The organism is Rhodoferax sp. LB1P47, assembly GCF_056521445.1.
In genome coordinates, this window is the sequence record NZ_JBWMAU010000006.1 from 165,683 (window position 1) to 188,725 (window position 23,043).

Genomic DNA, 23,043 nt, shown 5'->3' on the forward strand with positions numbered 1-23,043 from the left:
AGAGGCATATTTCGTCATGAAAATATCCGCCAAGCCCCCGGGGCTAAATCGCCCAGCGCATAGATGCCAATCTGCACCCGCACCAGCCGCAAAGTTGGCAAACCCACCGCCGCCGTCATGCGCCGCACCTGGCGGTTGCGCCCCTCGCAAATGCGAATCTCCAGCCACGCCGTGGGCAGGTGCGCACGGTAGCGCACCGGCGGCGTGCGCAGCCACAGGCCCGGTGGCTCGGCGATCTGCACGGCCTCGGCCGGCAGGGTCATGCCGTCGTTCAGCAGCACGCCCTGGCGCAGCGCCTGCAAGGCGGCATCGGTGGGCGTGCCGTCCACCTGCACGCGGTAGGTTTTGAACTGCTTCTCTTGGGGCTGGGTAATGCGGGCGTTGAGCACGCCGTCGTCGGTGAGCAGCAGCAGCCCTTCCGAATCCCGGTCCAGCCGCCCGGCCACGCGCAGGGTCGGGTCGGTGATGAACTGCGCCAACGTCGGCCGGTCGCCGTCGGGGCGGAACTGGGTGAGCACGTTGAAGGGTTTGTTGAAGAGGATGATTTTGGGCATGGGCAAAATATTTTAGTCGGCGGGCCTGCTCAGCCTAAAATAAGACTAGTCCATTCAGCTAGTCAGATAACCATGCAAACCCTTACCACCGCACCACCCGCTAAACCCTGGCGCTTGCAAGATGCCAAGGCGCAGTTCAGTGAACTGGTCGATAACGCCCTGCGTGGCGTGCCGCAGCACGTGACGCGGCGCGGTAAACAGGCGGTGGTGGTGCTGTCAGAGGCCGACTTTGCCGCCTTGCAACACAGCGCAGCCAGCCGGTCTGCCCCGCCTGCCAGCTTTCTGGCGCATCTGCTGGCCATGCCCAAAGACTTGGCGGACAGCGCGCTGGACCTGCCGCGCCTGGACGTACCGCCCCGCAGCATCGACTTCACATGATCTTGCTTGACACCGTGGTGCTGTCCGAGCTGCGCAAGTCCCGCCCCAACGCGGGCGTGCTGGCGTATTTACAGGCCCAGCCCGCCGATTCCGTCTTTATCAGCGCCTTGACCGTGGGAGAAATCGAGGCCGGTATCGAACGCCAGCGCAGCGCCAACCCGGCGTTCGCTGCCGACCTGGCCCAGTGGCTAGCGCAGACGGAATTGCAGTTCGCAGCCTTCATCCTGCCCGTGACGCCCGCCATCGCCCGGCTATGGGGGCGGCTGTGCGTGCAAACCGGCAACACCGGCATCGATAACCTGATCGCTGCCACCGCCCTCAGCCACAACCTGACGATGGTGACCCGCAACCCCCGGCACTTTGCGCCGACCGGGGTGCGGGTGGTGGACCCATTTAGTCCTGCCTAGGCCTCAAGGCATCGCCGCCAGCAGCGCCGCGTTGCCGCCCGCCGCAGTCGTATTCACCGTCAGCGTCTGTTCGGCGCAAAAGCGCACCAGGTAGTTAGGACCACCGGCCTTGGGCCCCGTGCCGCTCAGGCCTTCGCCGCCGAAGGGCTGCACGCCGACCACTGCGCCAATGATGTTCCGGTTGATGTAGACGTTGCCGATATGGGCGGCGGCGGCCAGGGCGTGGGCGCGGCTGTCGATGCGGGTTTGGATACCCAGCGTGAGGCCGTAGCCCAGCGCGTTGATCTGCGCGATCACGGCCTGCGGGTCGCCCGACCAGCGCACGATGTGCAGCACGGGGCCAAAAATTTCCTGCGACACGTCGGCAATCTGGTTCAACTCAAACGCCTGCGGCGCTATTAAATTAGGAGCATCTTGCGCAGCTACTGTCTGCGCTAGAAGCACTTTTGACGTTAAATTTAGGCGCTGGATGTGCTTTTGGATACCGTCGAAGGCATCTTTGTCGATGACCGGGCCGACATCGGTTGCCCAGTTGGCCGTGTCGCCCAGCACCAGCTCTTGGGCCGCGCCTTGCACCATCGCTATCACGTGGTCGGCGATGGCCTCGTGCACGCACAGCAGGCGCAGCGCCGAGCAGCGTTGGCCCGCACTGCGGAAGGCGCTTTGCACCACGGCATCGACCACCTGCTCGGGCAGGGCGGTGCTGTCCACCAGCATGGCGTTGATGCCGCCCGTCTCCGCAATCAGCGGGATGATGGGGCCGTCTTTGGCGGCCAGCGCCCGGTTGATGTGGCGGGCCACAGGGGTCGAGCCGGTGAACACCACGCCCGCAATGCCGGGCAGCGCCACCAGCGCCGCACCCACGGTAACGCCTGGGCCGTGCAGCAGTTGCACCGCGCCCTCGGGGATGCCCACGGCATGCAGCAGGCGCACGGCTTCCAGCGCCACAAACGGGGTTTGCTCGGCCGGTTTGGCCAAGACCGTGTTGCCCGTAGCCAGGGCCGCCGCCACCTGGCCCATGAAGATGGCGAGTGGGAAGTTCCACGGGCTGATGCAGACCCACACGCCACGGGCCGTCAAGCGCAATTCGTTGGTTTCGCCCGTCGGGCCGGGCAAGGCGACCGGGGCCATGATGCGCTCGGCTTCATTGGCGTAGAAGCGCAGGAAGTCCACGGCTTCGCGCACTTCCGACACGGCATCGCCCCAGGTTTTGAAGGCTTCTTTGACCAGCAGGGCGCAGAAGCGGGGCATCTGGTGTTCCAGCGCATCGGCGCTTTGGCGCAGCAGGGCAGCGCGGGCAGCGGTGGGGGTTTTGCTCCATATTTTGTAGCTTGCAGCACTTGTAGCATATGCGCTAGCGGCCAATTTGGCATCAAACTCTGGCACGGGCAACACGGGGGTGGCGTCGAAGGCGGCTTGCATCACAGCGCGCTGGGTGGCCACTTCCAAGTCCATGCCCGCGCTGTTTTTGCGGCCGGGGCCAAACAGCACGGGCGGCAACGGGAATGCAGACACTGGCTCCAGGCGCAGGGGTGACACCAAAATTTCTTCCATGCCCACCGACTCGTCTGCAAGCTGGTGTACGAAGGACGAATTTGCGCCGTTCTCCAGCAAGCGGCGCACCAGGTAGGCCAGCAGGTCGCGGTGCTTGCCCACGGGGGCGTAGACGCGGCAGCCGATCAGCGGGTTCTTCAGCACCTCGCGGTACACGCCCTCGCCCATGCCGTGCAGGCGTTGCAGCTCAAACGGCGTACCGCTCTTGGCGGCCAAATACAGGATGGCGGCAATGGTGGCCGCGTTGTGCGTGGCGAACTGGGGGTAGATGGCATCGGGCGCGTCCAGCAGGGCCTTGGCGCAGGCCAGGTACGACACGTCGGTGTGGTGCTTGTGGGTGAACACCGGGTAGTGCGGCAGGCCCAGCTCTTGGGCGCGTTTGATTTCCGAATCCCAGTACGCGCCTTTCACCAAACGGCACATCAGGCGTAGCTTGTATTTGCGGCCGATAACGGCAATGTGCTGGATGAGCTCCAGCGCCCGGGTTTGGTAGGCCTGCATGGCTAGACCAAAGCCGCGCCACTGGGGTTGGTGCTGGGCGATCAACGCGGCCAGCGCCTCGAATACGTCGAGCGACAGCTCCAGGCGGTCCACTTCTTCCGCGTCGATGGTCAGGTTGATGTTGGCGCGGGCAGCCTGCTCGCACAGGCTCCAGACGCGAGGGACCAGCTCGGCCAGCACGCGTTCGCGCTGGGTCCACTCGTAGCGCGGGTGCAGGGCGCTGAGCTTGATGGATATACCGTCGTTTTGCTCGGTGGCGCAGGTGGTACTTGCGCGGGTAGCTATCGCTTCAATAGCATTCTTATAGCTTTGCAGGTAGTTGAGCGCATCCGCATCGGTGCGTGCGCCCTCGCCCAGCATGTCGTAGCTGTAGGTGAGCTGGGGCTGCTTTGTGCGGGCGGAGGCGGCTTCATCCATCGCGTCCCCAATGGTTTGGCCCAGCACAAACTGGCGGCCCAGCAGCTGCACGGCACGCACGGTGGCGGCTACAACGGTCTTGGCGCCCAGCTTGGTGAGCAGGCCTTGGGGAGCCTCGGCTTCGGGCAAGAATTTTTTCGACAGGGCGATGGCGCTGCTGGAGAGTTTGGCCAGGGTGGAGCGGCCCAACACGTGGGCGGCTCCAGTGTCATCCAGGCCGTCAAAGTCGGCGCGGCCCAGTTGGTCGGCAGTCAGGGCGATGGCGGTCTCGGCATCGGGCACGCGCAGCAGGGCTTCGGCCAAGCGCATCAGGGCCAGGCCCTCGGCGCTGGAGATGGGGTATTCGCGCAGCAGGCTTTCCATAGCCCAGAACGGCGGCGGGTTGTCGCGCACGGCCTGCACCCAGGGGCGGGCGGGGGCGCTGGCGACCCCCCAATCCAACGCACCCGACAAGGCGGCCAGACGGTGGGCAACGGTTTCAGATTCAGACCGGTAGGGGGTGGGCAAACGCATGGTGAATTCCTGCTGGGTTGACTGCAATTTTCCTAGTTTGCAGCGACAACACCCAACAATTTCACCAAATTTCTAGACTTAACTAGTGATTAATTTCTTAATACCAGCCCATCAAGAGATAGCCGGAAATGCATTGCGCAAGCCCGAAATCAGCATCTGCACCGCCATCGCCGCCAGCAGCAGGCCCATCAGCCGCTCCACCGCAATCAGGCCCGACTTGCCGATGCGCCGCGCCAGCCCGCTGGCCGACAGCAGCACCAGCCACACCACCACCATGCTGAGGGTGATGGCCCCGGCCCAGGCCCAGGCGCGCTCAGGCTGGCGCGAGGCCAGCAGCAGCACGGTGGCCAGGGAAGATGGCCCGGCGATCATCGGGATGGCCAGGGGCACCAGCATCGGTTCGGCCGCTTCCTCGGGGCCAGAAAAGCCCACGCCCATGCTGGGGAAGGCCATACCCATCGCGATCAGGAACAGGATCACGCCCCCGGCGATTTCCAGCGAGGCATCGGTGAGGTGCATGACGTGCAGCAGCCGGTCACCCACCACCATGAAGACCAGCAAAATCCCCAGCGCAAACAGGCATTCGCGGGTGATGACCCAGAAGCGCCGCTCTTTGGGCACGTTGCGCAGCAGGCTGAGCACGATGGGCACATTGCCCAGCGGGTCGGTGACGATCAGCAAGACCATCAGGGCAGACAGAAAGTCATGTTGCATGGGTGACCTGCCGCATCAGCGTGCTTTTACCGAACAGGCTTTCCACTAAATCCACTGCCAGCTCGGCGGTCTGGTTGCGCACGTCGAGTGCGGGGTTCAGCTCGACGATGTCCAGCGAGGCCAGCAGGCCGGTGTCGGCAATCATTTCCATGCACAGCTGGGCCTCGCGGTAGTTGGGGCCGCCGCGCACGGTGGTGCCCACGCCGGGGGCGATGACGGGGTCGAGAAAGTCCACGTCCAGGCTGACGTGCAGATGGGTGTTGGCATCCAGCCCGTCGAGCGCCATTTCCATCGTGGCGCGGATGCCCATTTCGTCGATGAAGCGCATGTCGAAGACTTCAATGCCCTGCTCGTGCACAAAGCGCTTTTCACCGGCATCGACGCTGCGGATGCCGATTTGCACCAGTTCGCGCGCTTGGATAGCGGGCACATGGCCGCCGATTTCGATCAGCTCTTGCGGGCCGTGGCCGCACAGGCAGGCCACGGGCATGCCGTGGATGTTGCCGCTGGGGGTGAGTGCGGCGGTGTTGAAGTCGGCATGCGCATCCAGCCACAGAATGCGGAGTTTTTTGCCGGTGTCGCGGCAGTGGCGGGCCACGGCGCTGATGGAGCCGATGCCCAGGCAGTGGTCACCGCCCAGCATGATGGGCAGGCGGCCTGCGCTGAGTTCTTTGTAGACCACGTTGTGCGTCAGCTCGTTCCACTCCACCACCTCGGGCAAATGGCGGTAGCCGTCCACCGGGGGCAGCCAGGGGTTGGCCGGGCCCCGGATGTTGCCGCAGTCGCGCACATCCAGGCCGGACTGCGCCAGCGCCTGGGCCAGGCCGGCCACGCGCAGGGCCTCGGGGCCCATGCGTGCGCCGCGCGTGCCCGCGCCAATGTCGGTGGGTACGCCAATCAGGCTCACGCCCATGCTGGAATTGCTCATGCTGCTATTGTTTCTGGTAGTGGGAGAGGTGCCACAGCGTGGGTGGCCGTGGGACGTACCAGACTATACAAATCTTTAGGGTCGGCCAGATCGGGAATCAGCGCCAAACGCTGGCCCAGGCCCAGTTCCCGGGCGGTATCGCGCATAAAACACAGGGCTGAATAGTCTTCCATCGCAAAACCCACCGAGTCGAACACGGTGATTTGTGCGGCGCTGCTGCGGCCTGCGGCTTTGCCGCTGAGGACTTGCCAGAGTTCGGTAACGGCAAAGTCGGCGGGCAGTTGTTGCAGGTCGCCTTCGATGCGGGTTTGCGGCTCGTATTCGACAAACACGCTGGCGGCGCGCAGCACGTCGGGGTGCAGCTCGGTTTTGCCGGGGCAGTCGCCGCCCACACCGTTGATGTGCATGCCGGGCTCTAGCATGTCGGGGGTGAGGATGGTGGCGTTGGTTTTGTCGGCGGTGACGGTGGTGACGATGTCGGCGCCGCGCACGGCCTGGGCGGTGCTGGTGCAAACCACCACGCGCAAACCAGTGCTGCGCAAATTATCGGCCAGCTTGGCGGTGGCCAGCGGGTCGGTATCGAACAGGCGCACTTCTTCAATGCCCATTAAATAATGGAAGGCCAGCGCCTGGAATTCGCTTTGCGCGCCGTTGCCGATCAGCGCCATGCTGCGGCTGTTGGGCCGGGCCAGGGCGCGGGCGGCCACTACCGAGGTGGCGGCAGTGCGGATGGCGGTGGTCAGGGTCAGCTCGCTCAGCAGCTCGGGCACGCCGGTGGCCACGCTGGCCAGCACGCCAAACGCCATCACCGTGGGCAGGCCGTGCAGGGCGTTGTTTTTGGGGTGGCCATTGACGTATTTGAAGGCGTAGCGCAGGTCGTCGGCAATCGGCATCAGCTCGATCACGCCGTCCGCCGAGTGGCTGGCCACCCGGGCGCATTTGTCAAACGCCTCCCAGCGCAAAAAGTCCGCCTGGATAGTGTCGGCCATGCCGCGCAGGCAGGCATCCAGCCCCTTGCGCTGGACGATGCTGGCTACGTCGTGGGCGCTGAGAAACGGGGTGGAAACAAGGGAATGGGTCGTCATGGTGCAGGCCTGTGGTGGGGAATGCACAGAGTGTCGCCACGTGCCATGCCAATGTAAATCGCCAACATTGCTAGCTTTATGCATGAATATTACCGTTTCGCCATATGTAGATGGCAAAACGGTATTTTTGCCATAAAAAAAGCCACCCGGCGAACCGGGTGGCTTTTTTGGCTTGCTAAATACAGGCTGGCGTTATGCCAGCGTGGATTTAGAAGGAGTGTTGGATGCCGATAGCGTACTTGTCGGTCTTATCTTTAGATACGCCAGGATTCTTAGCTTCGCCGTAAACAGCATCGGTGTACACAAAAGTACGCTTGGACAGTGCGTACTTAGCACCAATACCGAAGCCCGAACGCTTTTCACCCGTCACGCCTGCAACATCTTTGTCTTTGGAGTAAGCGTAGCCGCCAGACACAACCAAAGCCGCGCCAACAGGCACATCAACACCGAATTGGTACTGGTTAGCCTTGACCAAAGAAGCGGTTTCGTTGCGGTTGTAGCTGGCCAGCAGCTTGACCACGCCGAAGTCGTAGGAAGCGTTCAGCAGAGTGCTCTTGCGCGATGCATCCGCAGCAGTGGCAGCGGTAGCGTTTAAAGCAGCCAGGGCTGCTACTGAGGTTGCTATGGGAGCAGTGGTAACAGCCGTGTTAGCAGTATTTAAGGCACGAACAGCGTTCTTGTCTTCTTGGTAACCCAAGCTAGCGTAGATGGGACCGTTTGCGTAGGCAACGTTAAATGCGGTCACGCCCATAGCCTTTTGGCTAGTGGTTTTGTTCTCGCCCAGCGAGTAGCTAACAGCAGCAGTCACGCCACCAAAGCTTGGGGTTGCGTAGTACAGGTTGTTGCCTGGACGCGACTTGTAGTTATTGGTCCACACCAGGTTTGCAGGAGACATGGAGCTGTCAAACACTGGATCGGTAGCGATGCTGATGTCGTCGTATGCGGTGGTGCGGTTACCCACGCTCACTTCGCCGAAGTTGCCAGCCAAACCAACGTAAGAGGCGCGATCAAAAATCGAACCAGCAGTGCGGCTAGCGCCGGTATCAATCTTCAGGCCGCTTTCCAGAACGAAAATCGCCTTCAAGCCACCACCCAGGTCTTCAGAACCCTTCAGGCCGAAACGGCTGCCACTGATGTTGCCGTCTTCCATGGTGTTCTTACGAACATCACCAGTAGACTTTTCGGTTTGCAGGCTGGCATCAATCACGCCGTACAAGGTCACGGAGGACTGGGCCATAGCACCAGTGGAGGCCAAAACAGCCAGAGCAATCAGACTCTTTTTCATGGGAATTTTCCTAACGGGTTAAAAAGAAATAACGAAGTAAGTGTGCACCACGATCTGAAGTAACTAGCGAAAACCCTATAAAAATGCTCCTGTTTTGTTGCTTAAAAAATACACCCTTTGGATGAAAACTTACAATTCACAGACCTAGCCTTTGTCTTGGCGCGGGTCCGTTTTACCAATGAATGGCCGCAAAATACGGCATGGATGCCACCGACCAACAACTCATTTCTCTGTTACGTAAAGATGCCCGCACGGCGGTTGCCACGCTGGCCCACAGGCTGGGGGTATCGCGTGGCACCGTAACCAACCGCATCACCAAATTGGAAGATGCAGGCGTGATCGTCGGCTACACGGTGCGGCTGCGGCCCGACGCGCAACCCCGGGGCATCACCGCATGGATGTCGATTGCGGTGGAGGGCAACGCGACCCGTGCCGTGATTGACAGCTTGCTGGGTGAGCCGGGTGTCGCCACCCTGCACGACACCAATGGCCGTTGGGACTTGCTGGCCGAGTTACGCGCCGAGCATTTGACCGAGTTGTCCCAGGTGCTGGAGCGCATTCGGCTGGTGCGCGGCATCAGCAGCACCGAAACCAGCATCCACCTCGCAACCTACCGACTGTCGTGAACACACCTTTTGCCGACCTGGACCGCATCGACCTGAAAATCCTCGGCTGCTTACAGGAAGATGGCCGCATTTCCAACTTGAAGCTGGCAGAAAAAGTGGCCTTGTCCCCCACAGCGGTGTTGGCGCGGGTACAACGCCTGACCAAAGACAACTACATCCTAGGGTATGAGGCGCGGCTGAATCCCCTGCAATTGGGTGCGTCGATGATGGTGTTTGTAGAGGTGCTACTGGACCGCACCACGCCCAACGTGTTTGAGGCATTCAAGGCGGCCGTGCAGGTCTATCCCGAAATCATGGAATGCCACATGGTGGCGGGTGGCTTTGACTACCTGCTGAAAACACGCATGGCGGACATGCTGGCTTACCGCCAATTTGCCGGCACGGTACTGTGGCAACTGCCGGGGGTGCGCGAAACCCGGACCTACGCGGTGATGGAAGAGGTCAAAAACTCCACCCGCCTGCGTTTGCCCTGAGAACGTCTTCAGAGAACCGATTCAGGCCGTCACCGCGCCCCAAAAATGGCGGTGCCTACGCGCACCATGCTGCTGCCCATTGCCACAGCGGCTTCCAGGTCGGCGGTCATGCCCATCGACAGGGTGTCAAAGTGGTCGCTGCCTAGTGCCGCCGAGAGGCGGTCAAATACGGCCTTGGCCTGCTCAAAAACCACCAACTGCCCGGCGTAATCTGCCATCGGCTCAGGAATCACCATCAGGCCCCGCAAACACAAACGTGGCAGCGCCGCAAGCTGCGTGGCCAATGCCAACGCATCCGATGGCGGCACGCCGGATTTGGTGGCACCACCGTCCACATTGATTTGCAGGCACACCTGGAGCGGCGGCAGCCCGGCCGGGCGCTGGTCGTTCAGCCGCTGGGCAATTTTGAGCCTGTCAAGGCTCTGCACCCAATCAAAATGCGCCGCCACCAGCGCCGTTTTGTTACTTTGGATGGGGCCGATGCAGTGCCATTCCAGCGGCAAATCCTGCAAAGCGGCAATTTTGCCCACGGCCTCCTGGATGTAGTTTTCGCCGAAACGGGTCTGCCCGGCGGCAAAAGCCTCGCGCACCGCCTCGGCCCCCCAGGTTTTAGAGACGGCCAGCAAACGCACGCTGTCGCTTGGGCGCAATGCACGGGTACACGCTGTAACGATGCGCCCTTGCACGCCTTGGAGATTGTTACTAATCGTAGTCATAATCAAACCTACAGCGTACCAAACATCAAGGGGCTCCGTGGACATCACCCAACTGCTCGCATTCAGCGTAAAAAACAAGGCCTCCGACTTGCACCTGTCGGCCGGGCTGCCGCCCATGATCCGGGTGCATGGCGATGTGCGCCGCATCAACGTCGATCCGCTAGACCATAAAACCGTCCATGCCATGGTCTACGACATCATGAGCGACAGCCAGCGTAAACAGTATGAAGAGTTTTTAGAGGTCGATTTTTCGTTCGAAATTGAAGGGCTGGCGCGGTTCCGCGTGAATGCCTTCAACCACGCCCGTGGGGCTGGCGCGGTGCTGCGGACCATTCCCTCGAAAATCCTCACCCTAGAGCAGCTCAACGCACCCAAGATTTTTGGCGATCTGGCCCTCAAGCCGCGCGGCATGGTGCTGGTGACCGGCCCCACCGGCTCCGGCAAATCGACCACGCTGGCGGCGATGGTGAACCACCTCAACGAGACCGAATACGGCCACGTGCTGACAGTGGAAGACCCGATCGAGTTTGTCCACGAATCCAAAAAATGCCTGATCAACCAGCGCGAGGTGGGGCCGCACACGCTGAGCTTTGCCGCCGCGCTGCGCTCGGCCCTGCGCGAAGACCCGGATGCGATTCTGGTCGGCGAAATGCGTGATCTGGAAACCATCCGCCTGGCCATGACGGCGGCGGAAACCGGGCATCTGGTGTTTGGCACCCTGCACACCTCCAGCGCGGCTAAAACCATCGACCGGATCATTGACGTGTTCCCGGCCGAAGAAAAAGAAATGGTCCGGGCCATGCTGTCGGAGTCGCTACAGGCCGTGATCTCGCAAACCCTGTGCAAAACCAAAGACGGCCAGGGCCGGGTGGCCGCGCACGAGATCATGCTGGGCACCAGCGCCATCCGCAACCTGATCCGCGAAGCCAAAGTGGCGCAGATGTACTCCACCATCCAGACCGGCAACAGCGTGGGCATGCAAACGCTGGACCAAAACCTGACCGATTTGGTACGCCGCAACATCATCAGTCCCAATGAAGCCCGCGCCAAAGCCAAAATTCCTGAAAACTTTCCAGGTTGAACATGCAGAACGATAGGAGCGCCCCATGAAGGGTATTCTGGAATTTTTACTCCACAAATCGGAGCCCAAACCCGAGGCCACCCCGCCCGATTCGATGCTGTTTACCACGGCATTCACCGGCCAAAACATCGACCCCTCGATGCTGGTCCCCTGGGAAGCACGGGCCATTGAAGTGGGTGCCAAGCGCCTGCCCACCGCCAGCAGCGTGCGCACTCTGCAAGCGCTGTGGGCCAAAGACAAAAACATGGAGCAGCTCGACCCCGCGTCCATCGAACGCATGGAACGCTTTTTCCAGTTTGCGCTGGTGCCCGGCGGGCGCGACATCATCCGCCAGGGCGAATACGGCAATTTCATGGTGGTGCTGCTCAAAGGCACCATCGCGGTAGACCGCCTGCAACCCTGGGGCGAACACCTGCGGCTGGCCGAAACCAAGCCGGGCGATATTCTGGGTGAAATGTCACTGCTCGACAGCGGCATCCGCTTCTCGGCCTGCACCACGCTGGACGACTGCGAAATCGCCGCACTCAGCGCCGAGTCGATGGACGACATGATGAACACCGACCCCCGGTTGGCCGCCAGCCTGATTGCCTTGTTGGCACGCAAACTCTCGCTGCGGCTGCGCGCCATCAGCGCCCGGTTCAGCGACCGTCCCAACTAAAGGCTCACTATGGAACGCGACCAAGCCAGTAAGTTCATCAACGACCTCTTGAAACTGATGGTCAGCCGCAACGGTAGCGACCTGTTCATCACCTCCGAATTCCCCCCCGGCATCAAGGTGGACGGCAAGGTCACCAAAGTCTCGCCCCAGCCGCTCACGCCCGCCCACACGCTGGCGCTGGCCCGCTCGGTCATGAACGACAAGCAGGCCGCAGAATTTGAGCGCACCAAGGAGTGCAACTTTGCCATCTCTCCGGCCGGGATTGGCCGGTTCCGCGTCAATGCCTTTGTGCAGCAGGGCAAAGTGGGGATGGTGCTGCGGGTGATTCCGGTCAGCATCCCCACGGTCGATACCCTGGGCATGCCGCAGATCCTGAAAGACGTGGCTATGACCAAGCGGGGCCTGTGCATCCTGGTCGGCGGCACGGGCTGCGGCAAGTCCACCACCTTGGCGGCCATGGTGGACTGGCGCAATGAAAACTCCTACGGCCACATCATCACCATCGAAGACCCGGTGGAATTTGTCCATCCGCATAAAAATTGCGTCATTACCCAGCGTGAAGTGGGCCTGGACACCGACAGCTGGGATGCCGCCCTGAAAAACTCGCTGCGCCAAGCCCCCGACGTGATCCTGATGGGCGAAATCCGCGACCGGGCCACGATGGAACACGCCGTGGCCTTCGCCGAAACCGGCCACCTGTGTCTGGCCACGCTGCACGCCAACAACGCCAACCAGGCGCTGGACCGCATCCTGAACTTCTTCCCCGAAGAGCGCCACGCCCAGTTGCTGATGGATTTGTCGCTGAACCTGCGCGCCGTGGTGTCGCAGCGGCTGATTCCCCGGCAAGACGGCAAGGGCCGTGCGGCGGCGGTGGAGATTTTGCTCAACACCCCGCTGATCTCCGACCTGATCTTCAAGGGCGAGGTCACCGAGATCAAAGAAATCATGAAGAAGAGCCGCAACCTGGGCATGCAGACCTTTGACCAGGCCCTGTTCGATGCCTACGAGGGCCAGCTCATCAGCTACGAAGATGCCTTGCGCCACGCCGACTCGCTCAACGACCTGCGTTTGCAGATCAAGCTCAATAGCCAGCGCGCCAAAACCCAGGATCTGGCCGCTGGTACCGAGCATTTCGCGATCGTGTAACACCCCCAGGCTCCAGCGCAAGCGCTTTCCGCCAACCCCCTTGCAGGGGGCGATACCAGTGGCCTGGCAAAGCCAGTTCCACGGTATCTTGCGTGGGGTGCGTTCTGTCCTTTTAGTTCCATCCATTGATTTGTATGCCTAGCACCAACCCCAAAACCTACGCCGCCGTTCCGTCCAAAAAAGTCGCCTTTCTCGGCCTGGGGGTCATGGGGTATCCGATGGCGGCGCACCTGGTGCTGGCGGGGCATACGGTTACGGTGTACAACCGAACCGCTAGTAAATCAATAGCTTTCTGTGCAGAGTACATAAGCGCTAATGGCCTAAAACATGCCGAAACACCGCGCTTGGCTGCGCGGGGGGCGGACACCGTGTTTTGCTGCGTGGGCAACGATGACGATCTGCGCTCGGTCACGCTGGGAGCCGACGGGGCATTTGCGGGCATGGAGCCAGGGGCTATTTTTGTGGACCACACCACGGCCTCGGCCGAGGTGGCCCGCGAACTGGCCAGCGCGGCCCGCACCCTGGGGCTGCGCTTCATCGACGCGCCGGTGTCTGGCGGGCAGGCCGGTGCGCAAAACGGCTTGCTGACGGTGATGTGCGGTGGTGAGCAGGCGGCTTTTGAGGCGATAGCGCCCACGGTGATGGCATTTGCACGGGCCTGCACCCGGGTGGGCGACAGCGGCGCAGGCCAACTCGCCAAGATGGTGAACCAGATTTGCATCGCCGGGCTGGTGCAGGGCCTGAGCGAAGCCGTGGCATTTGGCCAGCACGCGGGGCTGGACATGGTGCAGGTGCTGGAAGTCATCGGCAAGGGTGCCGCCCAAAGCTGGCAGATGGACAACCGGGGCAAAACCATGGTGGCCGACCAGTTTGAGTTCGGTTTTGCGGTGGACTGGATGCGCAAAGACCTGGGCCTGGTGCTGGACGAGGCTAAGCGCAACGGAGCCCGCCTGCCGGTCACTGCACTGGTAGACCAGTTTTACGCCGATGTGCAAAACATGGGTGGCCAGCGCTGGGACACCTCCAGCCTGATCAAACGGCTCCGCTAAACCCCACCCATCCCACTCTCAGCCAGAACGTCCCCTTTCCAGAAACACCGCAGATCTGGCTCCGCCAGGCTGCTGGTGTTGCCCCCTGAGGGGGTTGGCGAAAAGCGCTTGCGCTGTAGCCTAGGGGGGAAACCGCTACCGGGGTGTAGAGAGGCGTTGCAGCTCTTCTTCGGTCAGTATGTCAAACACCCGCACCACCTTTTGCACGCCGCTGATGCTGCGGGCCAGGTCGGTGGCACGGTTAGCTTCGCGCAGGGAGACGCGTCCCATCAGGTAGACCGTGCCGCGCTCGGTCGTGACCTTGAAGACGTTGGACTGCACGTCTTTGGCATCCACCAGCGTGGCCTTGACTTTGCCGGTAACCAGGGTGTCCGACGAGCGCTGCGCCAGCGACGATGCCCCCAGCACGCCCACCTCATTCACCACCGAGCGCACGTTTTCCACCCTCAGCACCAGCTCTTGCAGCTTTTGCTGGTCGGCGGCGGTGGGCACCTCGCCGGTCAGCAGTACCTGGCGGTTGTAGCTGGTGACGTTGACGTGGGCGTTTTCGCTGAGGGCTTGGCCGATGCGGTTGTTGGCGCGCAGCTCAATGCCCTCGTCTTCAAGTTGGGCACCCGAGGTGCGCCGATCGGTGGCAACAAATGCGCCGCCCACCGCCGCCCCACCAATCACCAAGGGGATGCAGGCCGACAGGCTGGAGCCCAGAACAACAGCCGCCACAGCGGACAAGATAAAACGGGACATGGTGCGTCTTTCAAACAGGAAAAAACAAGCCGAACGGAAGCGATGGCCGGGCCAGGCAGAACGCATCCCCTTCAGAAACACCGCAGAACTGGCTATGCCAGGCTGCTGGTGTTGCCCCCTGCAAGGGGGTTGGGGGAAAGCGCTTGCGCTGCAGCCTGGGGGTGTGCATCAAAGCGGAGGTTCAATATCGCCCAGCAACTGGGAATCCACGCCGTCGCACAGGCAGTGCAGCACCAGCAAATGGACCTCTTGGATGCGCGCAGTACGGTCGTGCGGCACGCAGATATGTACGTCGGTTTCGCGCAGCGCCGCACCCATCTTGCCGCCACCCTTGCCGGTCATGGCCACCACGGTCATTTCGCGTTCGTGGGCAGCTTCAATAGCCAGCAGCACGTTGGCCGAATTGCCACTGGTGGTAATGGCCAACAGCACGTCACCGGGCTGGCCCAGGGCGCGCACCTGCTTGGCGAAGATCACGTCAAAGTTGTAGTCGTTGCCTATTGCAGTAATGATGGAGCTGTCGGTGGTGAGCGCAATCGCGCCCAGCTCGGGCCGCTCGCGCTCAAAGCGGCCGACGAATTCGGCTGCAAAGTGCTGCGCATCGGCCGCCGAACCGCCGTTACCACAGGCCAGCACTTTGCCGCCGCTGGTCACTGCCGCCAACATGGCCTGGATGCCCGCCGCGATAGGTTTGCTGAGAGGCTGCGCAGACTGGTACTTCAGGTCGGCGCTGTCAATGAAATGTTGCTGGATGCGTTGTTCAATCATGGTGCGGAATGATAACTGTGACGGTAGAGGCCATTTGTAAACGAAAGTTCAGCTGGCATCAAAGGCGGCCTTAAGCCACTGGATGCCTGAATACTCGATCAGCACCACATCAAACCGACATGGCGGCGGGGTGCGCAGGCGCATCAGGTAGCTGCGGGCGGCAAACACGATGCGCTTTTGCTTGGTGGCGCTGATGCTGGCCGCCGCACCGCCAAACGCCGCCGTGGCCCGCTGGCGCACCTCGACAAACACCAGCGTGCCGTCGGGCGCGCGCATCACCAGATCGATTTCGCCGCCACCCCGGCCCGGGGTCCGATAATTGCGCTCCAGCAAACGCAGGCCCTGGGCCTGCAAATGCGCCAGCGCCCGGTCTTCACCCGCATCACCCGTTTGTTTGGTGGTGCCCAGCTTGGCCACACCGATTTTTTTGAGGAAACCCATTGAGCGCTTCTTTTGCTTCCGCCTTGAATGCCGCCCATGAGGCAGCCGCTTCGCAGCATTATCCAGCGGGCACGCTGTACATCGTGGCCACCCCCATCGGCAATCTGTGCGACATCAGCCTGCGGGCCCTGCATGTATTGGGCATGGTAGATGCCATCGCCTGCGAGGACACGCGCCACACCCAGGCCCTGCTGCGCGCCTACGGCATCGACAAGTCCAGCGCCCAGCTGCTGGCCGTGCACCAGCATAACGAAACCGAGGCCGCGCAGAACGTGGTGCGGCGCTTGCAACAGGGCGAACGCATCGCCTACGCCAGCGACGCGGGCACCCCGGCCATCAGCGACCCCGGTGCGCGGGTGGTGGCGGCAGCGCGGGCGGTGGGCATTGCGGTAGTGCCGCTGCCAGGCGCCAGCAGCATCACGGCGGCGCTGAGTGCCGCCGGCATCGTGCAAGACACGGGTTTTGTGTTTACCGGCTTTTTGCCCAGCAAGGCCACCGAGCGCGACAACGCCGCCCAAACGCTGCTGGCCGAGCCCCGCGCCGTGGTGCTGCTAGAAGCACCGCACCGCATCGAGGCACTGGCCCGCAGCTTGGCCTGCCTGGGCCCACGCCCGGTGACAGTGGCGCGCGAGATCACCAAGCAGTTTGAAGAAATCGCCACCGTGCCCGCACAGGATCTGACCGCCTGGCTGGCCGCCCAGTCGTCGCGCACGCGGGGGGAGTTTGTGCTGGTCATCCACCCGGCCCCGCCTTCTGAGGCCCCCGAGCAAGACCTGCGGGTGCTGAAGCTGCTACTGGCCGAGCTGCCGCTGAAAACCGCCGTGCAACTCTGCGCCGACATCACCGGCCAACCCCGCAAAGGCCTATACAGCGCCGCGCTGGCCTTGAAACCCGAACCCGGCGAAGACTCCTGAATTGATAGCTACAAGCGCATATAGAACAAGAGCTAACCGCCTATTTCATTCAGATTTCGGCGGCCAGAGGAAGCTCAATGGCCGCTGCCGCAGGCGGCGCAGCACGGCGTAGCGCAGGCGCTGGCGGTCTAGCCCGGTCACACTGTGCGCGCCCAGGGCCAGTTGCAGCGCCAGGTAGAAGCTGACCGTCAGGTTCAGCAGGCCGATCAGCGGAATCGCCGCCGCGCACCACCAAAACACCGGCAGGGTCCACACCGCGCTGCCATAGGCCGCCGCCGCAGCCGCCCACTGGCCGGTGGACAGGGTCACGTGGCGGGCCTCCAGCCCCAGGCCCACAAAGCCCAGCACCGGCGGCAGCAGCCCCAGCATGAAGCCCAGCGAAATGTTCGACGCAAAACCCGAAATATGCTCGCGCATGAAGCGGGCCCAGCGGTCGGCACGCGGCACGCCCAGCACACGGGTGATGCGCGGGTTGTAGCGCAGCGCCGAGTCCAGCCGGTGCAGCACAAACCAGTTCTCCACCGCGCCCGCAATCAGGCTGGACGCAAACAGCAGCACGCCGGTAAACGCCGCAAACAGCAGGGTACTGGGGGTCAGCAGATTGAGCGAGTGGAATACATAGTCGGCCTCGGCCCGGCTGACCATGTGCTTGCCGCTGGCCCAGAACATGGCCCAGCTGATCAACAGCACGCAGGGTGCCACCATGCCCACATTGCCCAGCACCGCCGCCACCTGCGAGCGCACCAGGTGGGTGACTTCGTCCACAAAATCTTCAATCGCCCGGCTGTCGCCCAGGTCTTTGAGCTTAGCCGCCATCGCCGGGGCGGTCATGGCGGGTTGCTTGGTGGCCAGCGTCCAGTGCAGCAGCTGGATCAGCACAAAGCTGGCGGCGTACATCACACCAGACCACATGCCGGCCCAAAAGGCCGTCAGGCCCACCGCGCCGATCAAAAATTTCAGCAAGGTGGTCAGCGAGGTGGCAGCCCCGCCACCGGCGGCTTTGAGCAGCATGTCACGGTAGGCACTGCGGTCGCGGGTGATGTAGTGCTCGCCGGTTTCGGCGCTGCGCTCGGTCACCTTGGCGGCCAGCATCGAGGCGTTGCCGCGCACCAGCGCCCGCAGGCTGCGACGCTCCTGCCCGGCATAGGCCAGGCGCACCACCAGGCGGATGGCGCTGGTATCGGGCGTGGCCGACAGCAGGCAGTCCATCAGGTCGCGCACGCGCAGCAGGCGTTCGCGCAGCTGGCGCAGCATGAACACCAGGTTGACCGAAATGCCGTGGTCATTCAGGTGCGGGTAGACGCTGGCAGCAGCCTGGCGGCACAGTTCCAGCCGTTCGCGCAGGCGCAGGGCGGCAGCCTCCAGCGCGGGCAGCTCGCGCGGCGTGGCGACAAAAGCCTGGCGCAGGGCATCCACATCGGCCGACAGGCTGTTAAAGGGCTCATCAAACCGGGCGGCGGCGCTCATGCGCAAGCGCAATTCAGACGCCACCCCGGTGGCCATGATCTGGTGGCTGCAAAAGCCGATGGCCTGTAGCAGCTCGTCTTGCCACAGGGTGATGCCGGTGGTGCGCGACGGGGACGACAGCAAATCGCCAATCCGCGCCAGCGTTTTCGCATCCAGCGCCGCCAGCCAGGCCGCATCGGCGGTGGTAGGCAGCACCAGGCTGAAAAGCTCGGCGGCATCGGTGGTCTCCGGCGTGCCGGGCAGCAACTTGCAGCGCAGCCGGTAGCCCAGCTCGCTAAAAAACGCGGTGCGTGGCGAAAACCCGTAATCGGACAAGACCATCGTGCTGTCCACCGTATCGGCCAGCACCTGCCACCAGGTGCGCAAACGCACTTGCAGCGCGGGCCGGGCCTGCACCGCATCCAGAAACCGCTGCACCCGGCTCACCGCGTCATCGGGTGCGCGGTTATCGCCGCGAATCCAGTCCAGCAGGCCAATCAGCCACAGATGGCGCTGCGCCAACGGCGCGTCGGCATCCAGCGTATCTAGGAGCGAGGTGAGTGTGTGTGAGGTCAATGCGAGGGGTGTTCTCTAAGGTTTTGGAGCAATCCATTCTAGAGAAGTTGGTGCGGCTGGCGGGGGTCTTTGGCCCGCAAACCTATACCTAAGAAAATCAACAACTTACGGCGGCATCCGCCACCTCTGCGTCCGGGCGTGTGTCCGGCTGCATTGCTTTGAATGTTAGCAGAACATGGTCCCAGCATACGCCAACCGAGGGCACGAATAGGCATTACTCGCGCTATGGTTTGTGTAGCAGCATCGCTAGCTGGAAAGTTTTGCCGAAAATTTGCCTCAGGTCCCTCGATCCTGAATCCTGGCACAGTCCCCCCCCGTGCCCGGGTCTCAGAGTGCTTCCTATGTAGCCAGCAGGGTATTTTCAAAGAGATTCGGCGCTTTCGCGTCGACTTGTCGTCGGGCTCCCTTCACATCGCAGGCCAGTCACTCATATGTACACAAAGAAGCGCTTCTATGCCTTTGAAAGTTAGCAAGGATGCGTAAAGAACACTTCCATCGACGGCCTATAGCGGCGTCATGAAGACGTGTTGGGTTATCACGCAAGCACTTGACGACTAGCTGTATTGCCGCTCAGGGCATTCATAGGGTGTCGCTATGGTCATTTCCTTACTTGCTCACTGTGGCTTGTGAGACATCGGAAGGCGATTGAAGGGCCTTCTTATCAATGCCCATTTTTTCAACTGCTGCGGTAACCCCCACTTTTAACGCGGCTTCTTTTTCTTTGTTCTTCATATCAAAGATCGTCGTCAACTCCGCACCACACTTGGCCCGGTCAGGGGCAGAGGCAAAACAAGTGCTGGAATCCGGCAAGATGGAAGCTCCTGCAGCACCGTAAACCAGCAGCAACAGTGTTGATTTATCCGCCGCAGCTATTGCGTCACCTGTGTTGAGCTTTGAAACGTATGCCTTGGCTTTTTGGTTGGCATAGTCCAGCAGGGGTTCGCAATTGGATAGCATTGCCGATCCAAGCAACATTCCATTGCCCTGGCATGCAAGGCCAACCTGCGCTCCCTTTTGAAGTTGCGCAAGAAAATTGGTGTATCCGTCTGCCATGGCCGCCTTTGGCGTCATGTACGGATTTGATCCACCCCGCAAGGAGATGAAATAGTTGTCACCTACGCTTCGATCTATGGACTTGACGGCGCCATTGATAAGCAGGAGTTTTTTTCGGAACTTTTGATCACCTGCGACTTCGTTGCGTTCGTATTCTGTTTGTAACTTTGCACTGCTTGTCACGACGTAATCGCCAAGAATCGTTTTCACTAACTCGGGGGCTAGGACGTCTCGTCCGTTAGAAATCCCATCAATTTCATCAACCAGAAGGGCTGTAACTACGGTCTTTTCACGATAAGTTAGTACATAACTTTTTTTCTCCGGCGAGGCCGCAGCCTTTGGTTCTTTGCCGGAGTCACACGCCATGAGTGTCATGGATGCGCAAAGTGCTAAACAGTAGCCGTATGTGTTCTTCATTCGGAACGCTCCCTATGCAGTCAGTGAAACCAACGATTTGCTTTTTTGCAGATTGTGGCACGCTGTATGCTGCGCTTAACCGCAGGGTCATCGAGGCTTCAACGACTTAGCAAGATTCTTTGCACGTTGAGACAAGATGCGACATCCGGAAATGTCCTTCACCCACTCACCGGCGACATATTTACCGCAGTTTTTCTGTGCTTCCCGATATTGGCGAGTACGCTTATTCAGGCGGTACCTGCCAATGTGGCCGAAAAAATGGGCAATATCGCTTGGTTCAATACTCAGTCGGCGCGAACAGGCGGGAATCAAAGCAATCTGAATTCACAATTGATCCGCGACGTGAAAATCTCCCTGCCCGACCTCTCCATCCAACACGCCATCGTCGCCGAGATCGAAGCCGAGCAGGCCCTGGTCGCTTCTAACCGCGAACTGATCCGTCGCATGGAAGATGCACTACCTACAGGGCAAAAAAAATCCCAGTAAAGACTGGGATTGTGGTTACGCTGTCACTACTGAGCGTCGAAAGCGTTCGCGTCTGGTTTTAACGATAGACGGCAAAATCTTGTTCTTAGTGTCTTCATCACCCAAGCCCAAACGCTCGTAAACTGAACCCCCAATGCCAGGAAGCACGTCTTCACCAGACTTCTCCGAATCGGTTGCCAATGAGAAATACTTAAACTGATTGGCAACCTCGGGCGGGAATTCACGTGCAAGCCGTTCATCAGCACCTTCCAGCATAACTGGGGAAGCTACAAAAATGGAACCATAGTCGTGCATAGATAAAGCACGCGTCAGATTGGTCTTCACCACACAAGCGCCGGAAATGATTGACTTCACAATGATGTAGTCAACCTTGCTGGTTATCGATTCCTCTTTGTACTGGCGAATCACAGGGGAAAGAGATATTCCCTCGTTGCGGACTTTCTCATTCCAAAGGCAAAGCAATTTGACACGCGGACCCATTCCCGAATCCGTAAGTACATCAACGACTCCCTGAGCCAAAAAATCTGCATCCTCAACAGTACATACCACGCAGATGTCGTTATGGTCGCTGCTGGGTATAGACAACACAATTTGTTGGGCGAGCTTTCGCCCCATTGCGATCATCACCTCGCGATACCGTTGGACATCAAGACCCGCGCTAGCAATCTCATCCACTAGGTTGCGGGCTTCTACGTCGTTTGTAGAGATGTTCGTGTACTTTCTATTTGTCATGGTAGGAGCTTTTCAAATTCGTCAAAAGTCGCAGGTGCCATCTCAATAACAAGGTCTTGAAATCGCACAAATTGGTGACTTAGACAATTAAATTGCAGGACACCGGACATACCGAACGCGTTCCAACTGAAAAAACCTCTTTTGATACCGTACTGCAAATCCTCGATTTCAGCAAGAATTTTTACAAATTCCGGCTTCAGTTTCGCATCCTTAAACTGGTATGGAAGGAGCCTAATGAGCGATGGGGATGCATTCTGTGCAGTCTCAATTACAGTTCCCATAGTGGGAGACTTACCAGCTTGCTGTAGTCCTAACATCAACATCCCAAAAACATAGCCAAGGTCGTCATCCGTAGGTTCTTCGATCCTAGTCAGCTGACATAGCAACTCTCTCAGAGGACCATGCTCCAGAGAAAGGCGGTTTGCGCTGCCACCAGCGTAAGGAAACAACTCAACCGTTGAATGCTTCGCAATGCTTTCAGGCAATTGCTGCATGGCAGCAAACACCTTTTCGTCTGACACAACAAGAGTCGTGAGAAACGCGGACTCAGCGCAACTCACACACAGGATAGCCTGAGACTCAAAATCGCCTTTCAGCGGGTGTTCGCCACCGGTCCAACTCAATGACTGCGTGTTTTTGAGCTGGTGGTAATGAGTCTGCGTTGGAGAAGTAACAACCAAATCATCAACAAACGCGTAAACCTGATCCTCAATGATTGGCCATTCCGAAGGATCCACCATTTGACGAACTGCCTCTTGGGCCACCCTAAAGGCAGCGAAGAAGTCCTCGTAGCGAGCCCCTTTTTTCCCATTGCTGCCACCACGGACCTTGTTGCCTGCGTACTTCACTGCAGCTATGCCAAGGCACTTCTCAATTTCCACTCTGCATTGCGCGGGGTCTCGTAGTGGTGAAGTGATCTTGGTTCTCCGGTGGTTAGCTCAGGATTGTATGGGCACGGCGGGGTGTGCTAGGGCGTGGCGACTGCATAAATCCCTTCCATGCCCCCCCTTTTTCTGGGCACGACTCGCTATTTGTTTAGGAGCAGGTAGGAAGAAGCCAGACTTACCTACTACCAGAAATCGACCAGAAACAAAAACGCCAACCAAGTCGGTTGGCGTAATGGCTAGGAAACACAAGGGTTTCCGGGTGTCCTAAATGGTGCGGCTGGCGGGGAACTACGATTTTCGCCCCACCATTCCGTAAGTCATTGTTTAATAAGGACTTTCCAAATACTGCAAAATCTATTGTGCCACAGCATTGGGGTACAGTTTGTGGGACAGTCTCCGGCTCTAGGCCCCCACAGGCCCCCTCCAGGTCAATCCCAAGGGCATCCAGCCGGGCCACCCACAGAGGCCCCCAGCGGGACCGCCACGACCTCCAT

At 60.5% G+C, this 23,043-nt stretch carries 24 protein-coding genes; 10 read left to right on the top strand and 14 right to left on the bottom strand.

Annotated elements, in window-relative coordinates:
* Window positions 1-14 precede the first annotated feature (14 nt).
* Complete coding sequence (locus tag AC0969_RS09650; RefSeq protein ID WP_479623921.1) at window positions 15-554, bottom strand: pseudouridine synthase; 540 nt, start codon at window positions 552-554, stop codon at window positions 15-17.
* Window positions 555-626: 72 nt separating this feature from the next.
* On the opposite strand from AC0969_RS09650, the gene AC0969_RS09655 reads away from it, so the two are divergent.
* A complete protein-coding gene (locus tag AC0969_RS09655) occupies window positions 627-932 on the top strand; it encodes a type II toxin-antitoxin system prevent-host-death family antitoxin (RefSeq protein ID WP_479623922.1) in 306 nt (101 codons plus the stop codon).
* On the top strand, window positions 929-1,339 hold the full coding sequence (locus AC0969_RS09660) for a PIN domain-containing protein (RefSeq protein ID WP_479623923.1): 411 nt from the start codon (window positions 929-931) through the stop codon (window positions 1,337-1,339). The genes AC0969_RS09655 and AC0969_RS09660 overlap by 4 nt, the downstream gene beginning before the upstream one ends.
* A 3-nt stretch (window positions 1,340-1,342) precedes the next feature.
* Here the strand turns inward: AC0969_RS09660 and AC0969_RS09665 are convergent, their stop codons facing one another.
* The 5 genes from AC0969_RS09665 to AC0969_RS09685 all read right to left on the bottom strand — a co-directional run bounded on the left by AC0969_RS09665 (window position 1,343) and on the right by AC0969_RS09685 (window position 8,336).
* A complete protein-coding gene (locus AC0969_RS09665; RefSeq protein ID WP_479623924.1) occupies window positions 1,343-4,324 on the bottom strand; it encodes an L-glutamate gamma-semialdehyde dehydrogenase in 2,982 nt (993 codons plus the stop codon).
* Window positions 4,325-4,435: 111 nt separating this feature from the next.
* Entirely contained in the window at window positions 4,436-5,038 is a 603-nt protein-coding gene (locus tag AC0969_RS09670; RefSeq protein WP_479623925.1) for a MarC family protein, read from the bottom strand.
* On the bottom strand, window positions 5,028-5,966 hold the full coding sequence (rocF, locus tag AC0969_RS09675; protein WP_479623926.1) for an arginase: 939 nt from the start codon (window positions 5,964-5,966) through the stop codon (window positions 5,028-5,030). The genes AC0969_RS09670 and rocF overlap by 11 nt, the downstream gene beginning before the upstream one ends.
* Window positions 5,963-7,051 (bottom strand): ornithine cyclodeaminase, encoded by a 1,089-nt coding sequence (locus tag AC0969_RS09680; protein WP_479623927.1) that lies wholly within the window; start codon window positions 7,049-7,051, stop codon window positions 5,963-5,965. Before AC0969_RS09680 ends, rocF begins: the two co-directional genes overlap by 4 nt.
* 208 nt (window positions 7,052-7,259) lie before the next feature.
* Window positions 7,260-8,336 carry a porin gene (locus AC0969_RS09685; protein ID WP_479623928.1) on the bottom strand — a complete coding sequence of 359 codons (1,077 nt, stop codon included), beginning with the start codon at window positions 8,334-8,336 and terminating at the stop codon, window positions 7,260-7,262.
* A 200-nt stretch (window positions 8,337-8,536) separates the two neighbouring features.
* On the opposite strand from AC0969_RS09685, the gene AC0969_RS09690 reads away from it, so the two are divergent.
* Both AC0969_RS09690 and AC0969_RS09695 read left to right on the top strand, forming a co-directional pair.
* A complete protein-coding gene (locus AC0969_RS09690) occupies window positions 8,537-8,962 on the top strand; it encodes an Lrp/AsnC family transcriptional regulator (RefSeq protein WP_479623929.1) in 426 nt (141 codons plus the stop codon).
* Complete coding sequence (locus AC0969_RS09695; protein ID WP_479623930.1) at window positions 8,959-9,435, top strand: Lrp/AsnC ligand binding domain-containing protein; 477 nt, start codon at window positions 8,959-8,961, stop codon at window positions 9,433-9,435. The genes AC0969_RS09690 and AC0969_RS09695 overlap by 4 nt, the downstream gene beginning before the upstream one ends.
* Before the next feature lie 29 nt (window positions 9,436-9,464).
* On the opposite strand, the gene AC0969_RS09700 is transcribed toward AC0969_RS09695, so the two are convergent.
* A complete protein-coding gene (locus AC0969_RS09700) occupies window positions 9,465-10,151 on the bottom strand; it encodes a YggS family pyridoxal phosphate-dependent enzyme (RefSeq protein WP_479623931.1) in 687 nt (228 codons plus the stop codon).
* A 37-nt stretch (window positions 10,152-10,188) separates the two neighbouring features.
* Between AC0969_RS09700 and AC0969_RS09705 the strand changes: the two genes are divergently transcribed.
* The 4 genes from AC0969_RS09705 to AC0969_RS09720 all read left to right on the top strand — a co-directional run bounded on the left by AC0969_RS09705 (window position 10,189) and on the right by AC0969_RS09720 (window position 14,085).
* Window positions 10,189-11,232 carry a type IV pilus twitching motility protein PilT gene (locus AC0969_RS09705; protein WP_479623932.1) on the top strand — a complete coding sequence of 348 codons (1,044 nt, stop codon included), beginning with the start codon at window positions 10,189-10,191 and terminating at the stop codon, window positions 11,230-11,232.
* Window positions 11,233-11,257: 25 nt separating this feature from the next.
* Complete coding sequence (locus AC0969_RS09710; protein WP_479623933.1) at window positions 11,258-11,890, top strand: cyclic nucleotide-binding domain-containing protein; 633 nt, start codon at window positions 11,258-11,260, stop codon at window positions 11,888-11,890.
* 9 nt (window positions 11,891-11,899) lie between these two features.
* Window positions 11,900-13,036 carry a PilT/PilU family type 4a pilus ATPase gene (locus tag AC0969_RS09715; RefSeq protein ID WP_479623934.1) on the top strand — a complete coding sequence of 379 codons (1,137 nt, stop codon included), beginning with the start codon at window positions 11,900-11,902 and terminating at the stop codon, window positions 13,034-13,036.
* 134 nt (window positions 13,037-13,170) lie between these two features.
* On the top strand, window positions 13,171-14,085 hold the full coding sequence (locus tag AC0969_RS09720; protein ID WP_479623935.1) for an NAD(P)-dependent oxidoreductase: 915 nt from the start codon (window positions 13,171-13,173) through the stop codon (window positions 14,083-14,085).
* 135 nt (window positions 14,086-14,220) lie between these two features.
* Here AC0969_RS09720 and AC0969_RS09725 read toward each other — a convergent pair whose 3' ends face one another.
* The 3 genes from AC0969_RS09725 to AC0969_RS09735 all read right to left on the bottom strand — a co-directional run bounded on the left by AC0969_RS09725 (window position 14,221) and on the right by AC0969_RS09735 (window position 16,038).
* A complete protein-coding gene (locus AC0969_RS09725; RefSeq protein ID WP_479623936.1) occupies window positions 14,221-14,829 on the bottom strand; it encodes a BON domain-containing protein in 609 nt (202 codons plus the stop codon).
* A 168-nt stretch (window positions 14,830-14,997) separates the two neighbouring features.
* The gene (locus AC0969_RS09730; protein WP_479623937.1) at window positions 14,998-15,597 is read right to left on the bottom strand and encodes a phosphoheptose isomerase; all 600 of its coding nucleotides are present in this window, start codon (window positions 15,595-15,597) and stop codon (window positions 14,998-15,000) included.
* 48 nt (window positions 15,598-15,645) lie between these two features.
* Window positions 15,646-16,038, bottom strand: a complete 393-nt coding sequence (locus AC0969_RS09735; RefSeq protein WP_479623938.1) for a YraN family protein — start codon at window positions 16,036-16,038, stop codon at window positions 15,646-15,648.
* Between AC0969_RS09735 and rsmI the strand changes: the two genes are divergently transcribed.
* Window positions 16,038-16,952, top strand: a complete 915-nt coding sequence (rsmI, locus tag AC0969_RS09740; protein ID WP_479623939.1) for a 16S rRNA (cytidine(1402)-2'-O)-methyltransferase — start codon at window positions 16,038-16,040, stop codon at window positions 16,950-16,952. The two genes, AC0969_RS09735 and rsmI, sit on opposite strands and share 1 nt — an antisense overlap.
* A gap of 45 nt (window positions 16,953-16,997) precedes the next feature.
* On the opposite strand, the gene AC0969_RS09745 is transcribed toward rsmI, so the two are convergent.
* Both AC0969_RS09745 and AC0969_RS09750 read right to left on the bottom strand, forming a co-directional pair.
* Entirely contained in the window at window positions 16,998-18,974 is a 1,977-nt protein-coding gene (locus AC0969_RS09745) for a site-specific recombinase (RefSeq protein ID WP_479623940.1), read from the bottom strand.
* Window positions 18,975-19,580: 606 nt separating this feature from the next.
* On the bottom strand, window positions 19,581-20,444 hold the full coding sequence (locus AC0969_RS09750; protein ID WP_479623941.1) for an OB-fold protein: 864 nt from the start codon (window positions 20,442-20,444) through the stop codon (window positions 19,581-19,583).
* 66 nt (window positions 20,445-20,510) lie between these two features.
* Between AC0969_RS09750 and AC0969_RS09755 the strand changes: the two genes are divergently transcribed.
* Entirely contained in the window at window positions 20,511-20,930 is a 420-nt protein-coding gene (locus AC0969_RS09755; protein WP_479623942.1) for a hypothetical protein, read from the top strand.
* Between the two features lie 15 nt (window positions 20,931-20,945).
* Here AC0969_RS09755 and AC0969_RS09760 read toward each other — a convergent pair whose 3' ends face one another.
* Together AC0969_RS09760 and AC0969_RS09765 are read right to left on the bottom strand one after the other, a co-directional pair.
* Window positions 20,946-21,662: a hypothetical protein gene (locus AC0969_RS09760; protein ID WP_479623943.1), complete on the bottom strand. Its 717-nt coding sequence runs from the start codon at window positions 21,660-21,662 to the stop codon at window positions 20,946-20,948.
* Entirely contained in the window at window positions 21,659-22,543 is an 885-nt protein-coding gene (locus tag AC0969_RS09765; RefSeq protein ID WP_479623944.1) for a hypothetical protein, read from the bottom strand. Before AC0969_RS09765 ends, AC0969_RS09760 begins: the two co-directional genes overlap by 4 nt.
* Between the last annotated feature and the right edge of the window lie 500 nt (window positions 22,544-23,043).

Excerpts from the sequence above, each read along its gene's own strand:
- AC0969_RS09650 (WP_479623921.1), bottom strand. The coding sequence starts at position 554 with ATGCCCAAAATCATCCTCTTCAACAAACCCTTCAACGTGCTCACCCAG.
- AC0969_RS09655 (WP_479623922.1), top strand. The coding sequence starts at position 627 with ATGCAAACCCTTACCACCGCACCACCCGCTAAACCCTGGCGCTTGCAA.
- AC0969_RS09660 (WP_479623923.1), top strand. The coding sequence starts at position 929 with ATGATCTTGCTTGACACCGTGGTGCTGTCCGAGCTGCGCAAGTCCCGC.
- AC0969_RS09665 (WP_479623924.1), bottom strand. The coding sequence starts at position 4,324 with ATGCGTTTGCCCACCCCCTACCGGTCTGAATCTGAAACCGTTGCCCAC.
- AC0969_RS09670 (WP_479623925.1), bottom strand. The coding sequence starts at position 5,038 with ATGCAACATGACTTTCTGTCTGCCCTGATGGTCTTGCTGATCGTCACC.
- rocF (WP_479623926.1), bottom strand. The coding sequence starts at position 5,966 with ATGAGCAATTCCAGCATGGGCGTGAGCCTGATTGGCGTACCCACCGAC.
- AC0969_RS09680 (WP_479623927.1), bottom strand. The coding sequence starts at position 7,051 with ATGACGACCCATTCCCTTGTTTCCACCCCGTTTCTCAGCGCCCACGAC.
- AC0969_RS09685 (WP_479623928.1), bottom strand. The coding sequence starts at position 8,336 with ATGAAAAAGAGTCTGATTGCTCTGGCTGTTTTGGCCTCCACTGGTGCT.
- AC0969_RS09690 (WP_479623929.1), top strand. The coding sequence starts at position 8,537 with ATGGATGCCACCGACCAACAACTCATTTCTCTGTTACGTAAAGATGCC.
- AC0969_RS09700 (WP_479623931.1), bottom strand. The coding sequence starts at position 10,151 with ATGACTACGATTAGTAACAATCTCCAAGGCGTGCAAGGGCGCATCGTT.
- AC0969_RS09710 (WP_479623933.1), top strand. The coding sequence starts at position 11,258 with ATGAAGGGTATTCTGGAATTTTTACTCCACAAATCGGAGCCCAAACCC.
- AC0969_RS09715 (WP_479623934.1), top strand. The coding sequence starts at position 11,900 with ATGGAACGCGACCAAGCCAGTAAGTTCATCAACGACCTCTTGAAACTG.
- AC0969_RS09720 (WP_479623935.1), top strand. The coding sequence starts at position 13,171 with ATGCCTAGCACCAACCCCAAAACCTACGCCGCCGTTCCGTCCAAAAAA.
- AC0969_RS09725 (WP_479623936.1), bottom strand. The coding sequence starts at position 14,829 with ATGTCCCGTTTTATCTTGTCCGCTGTGGCGGCTGTTGTTCTGGGCTCC.
- AC0969_RS09730 (WP_479623937.1), bottom strand. The coding sequence starts at position 15,597 with ATGATTGAACAACGCATCCAGCAACATTTCATTGACAGCGCCGACCTG.
- AC0969_RS09735 (WP_479623938.1), bottom strand. The coding sequence starts at position 16,038 with ATGGGTTTCCTCAAAAAAATCGGTGTGGCCAAGCTGGGCACCACCAAA.
- AC0969_RS09750 (WP_479623941.1), bottom strand. The coding sequence starts at position 20,444 with ATGAAGAACACATACGGCTACTGTTTAGCACTTTGCGCATCCATGACA.
- AC0969_RS09755 (WP_479623942.1), top strand. The coding sequence starts at position 20,511 with ATGCTGCGCTTAACCGCAGGGTCATCGAGGCTTCAACGACTTAGCAAG.
- AC0969_RS09760 (WP_479623943.1), bottom strand. The coding sequence starts at position 21,662 with ATGACAAATAGAAAGTACACGAACATCTCTACAAACGACGTAGAAGCC.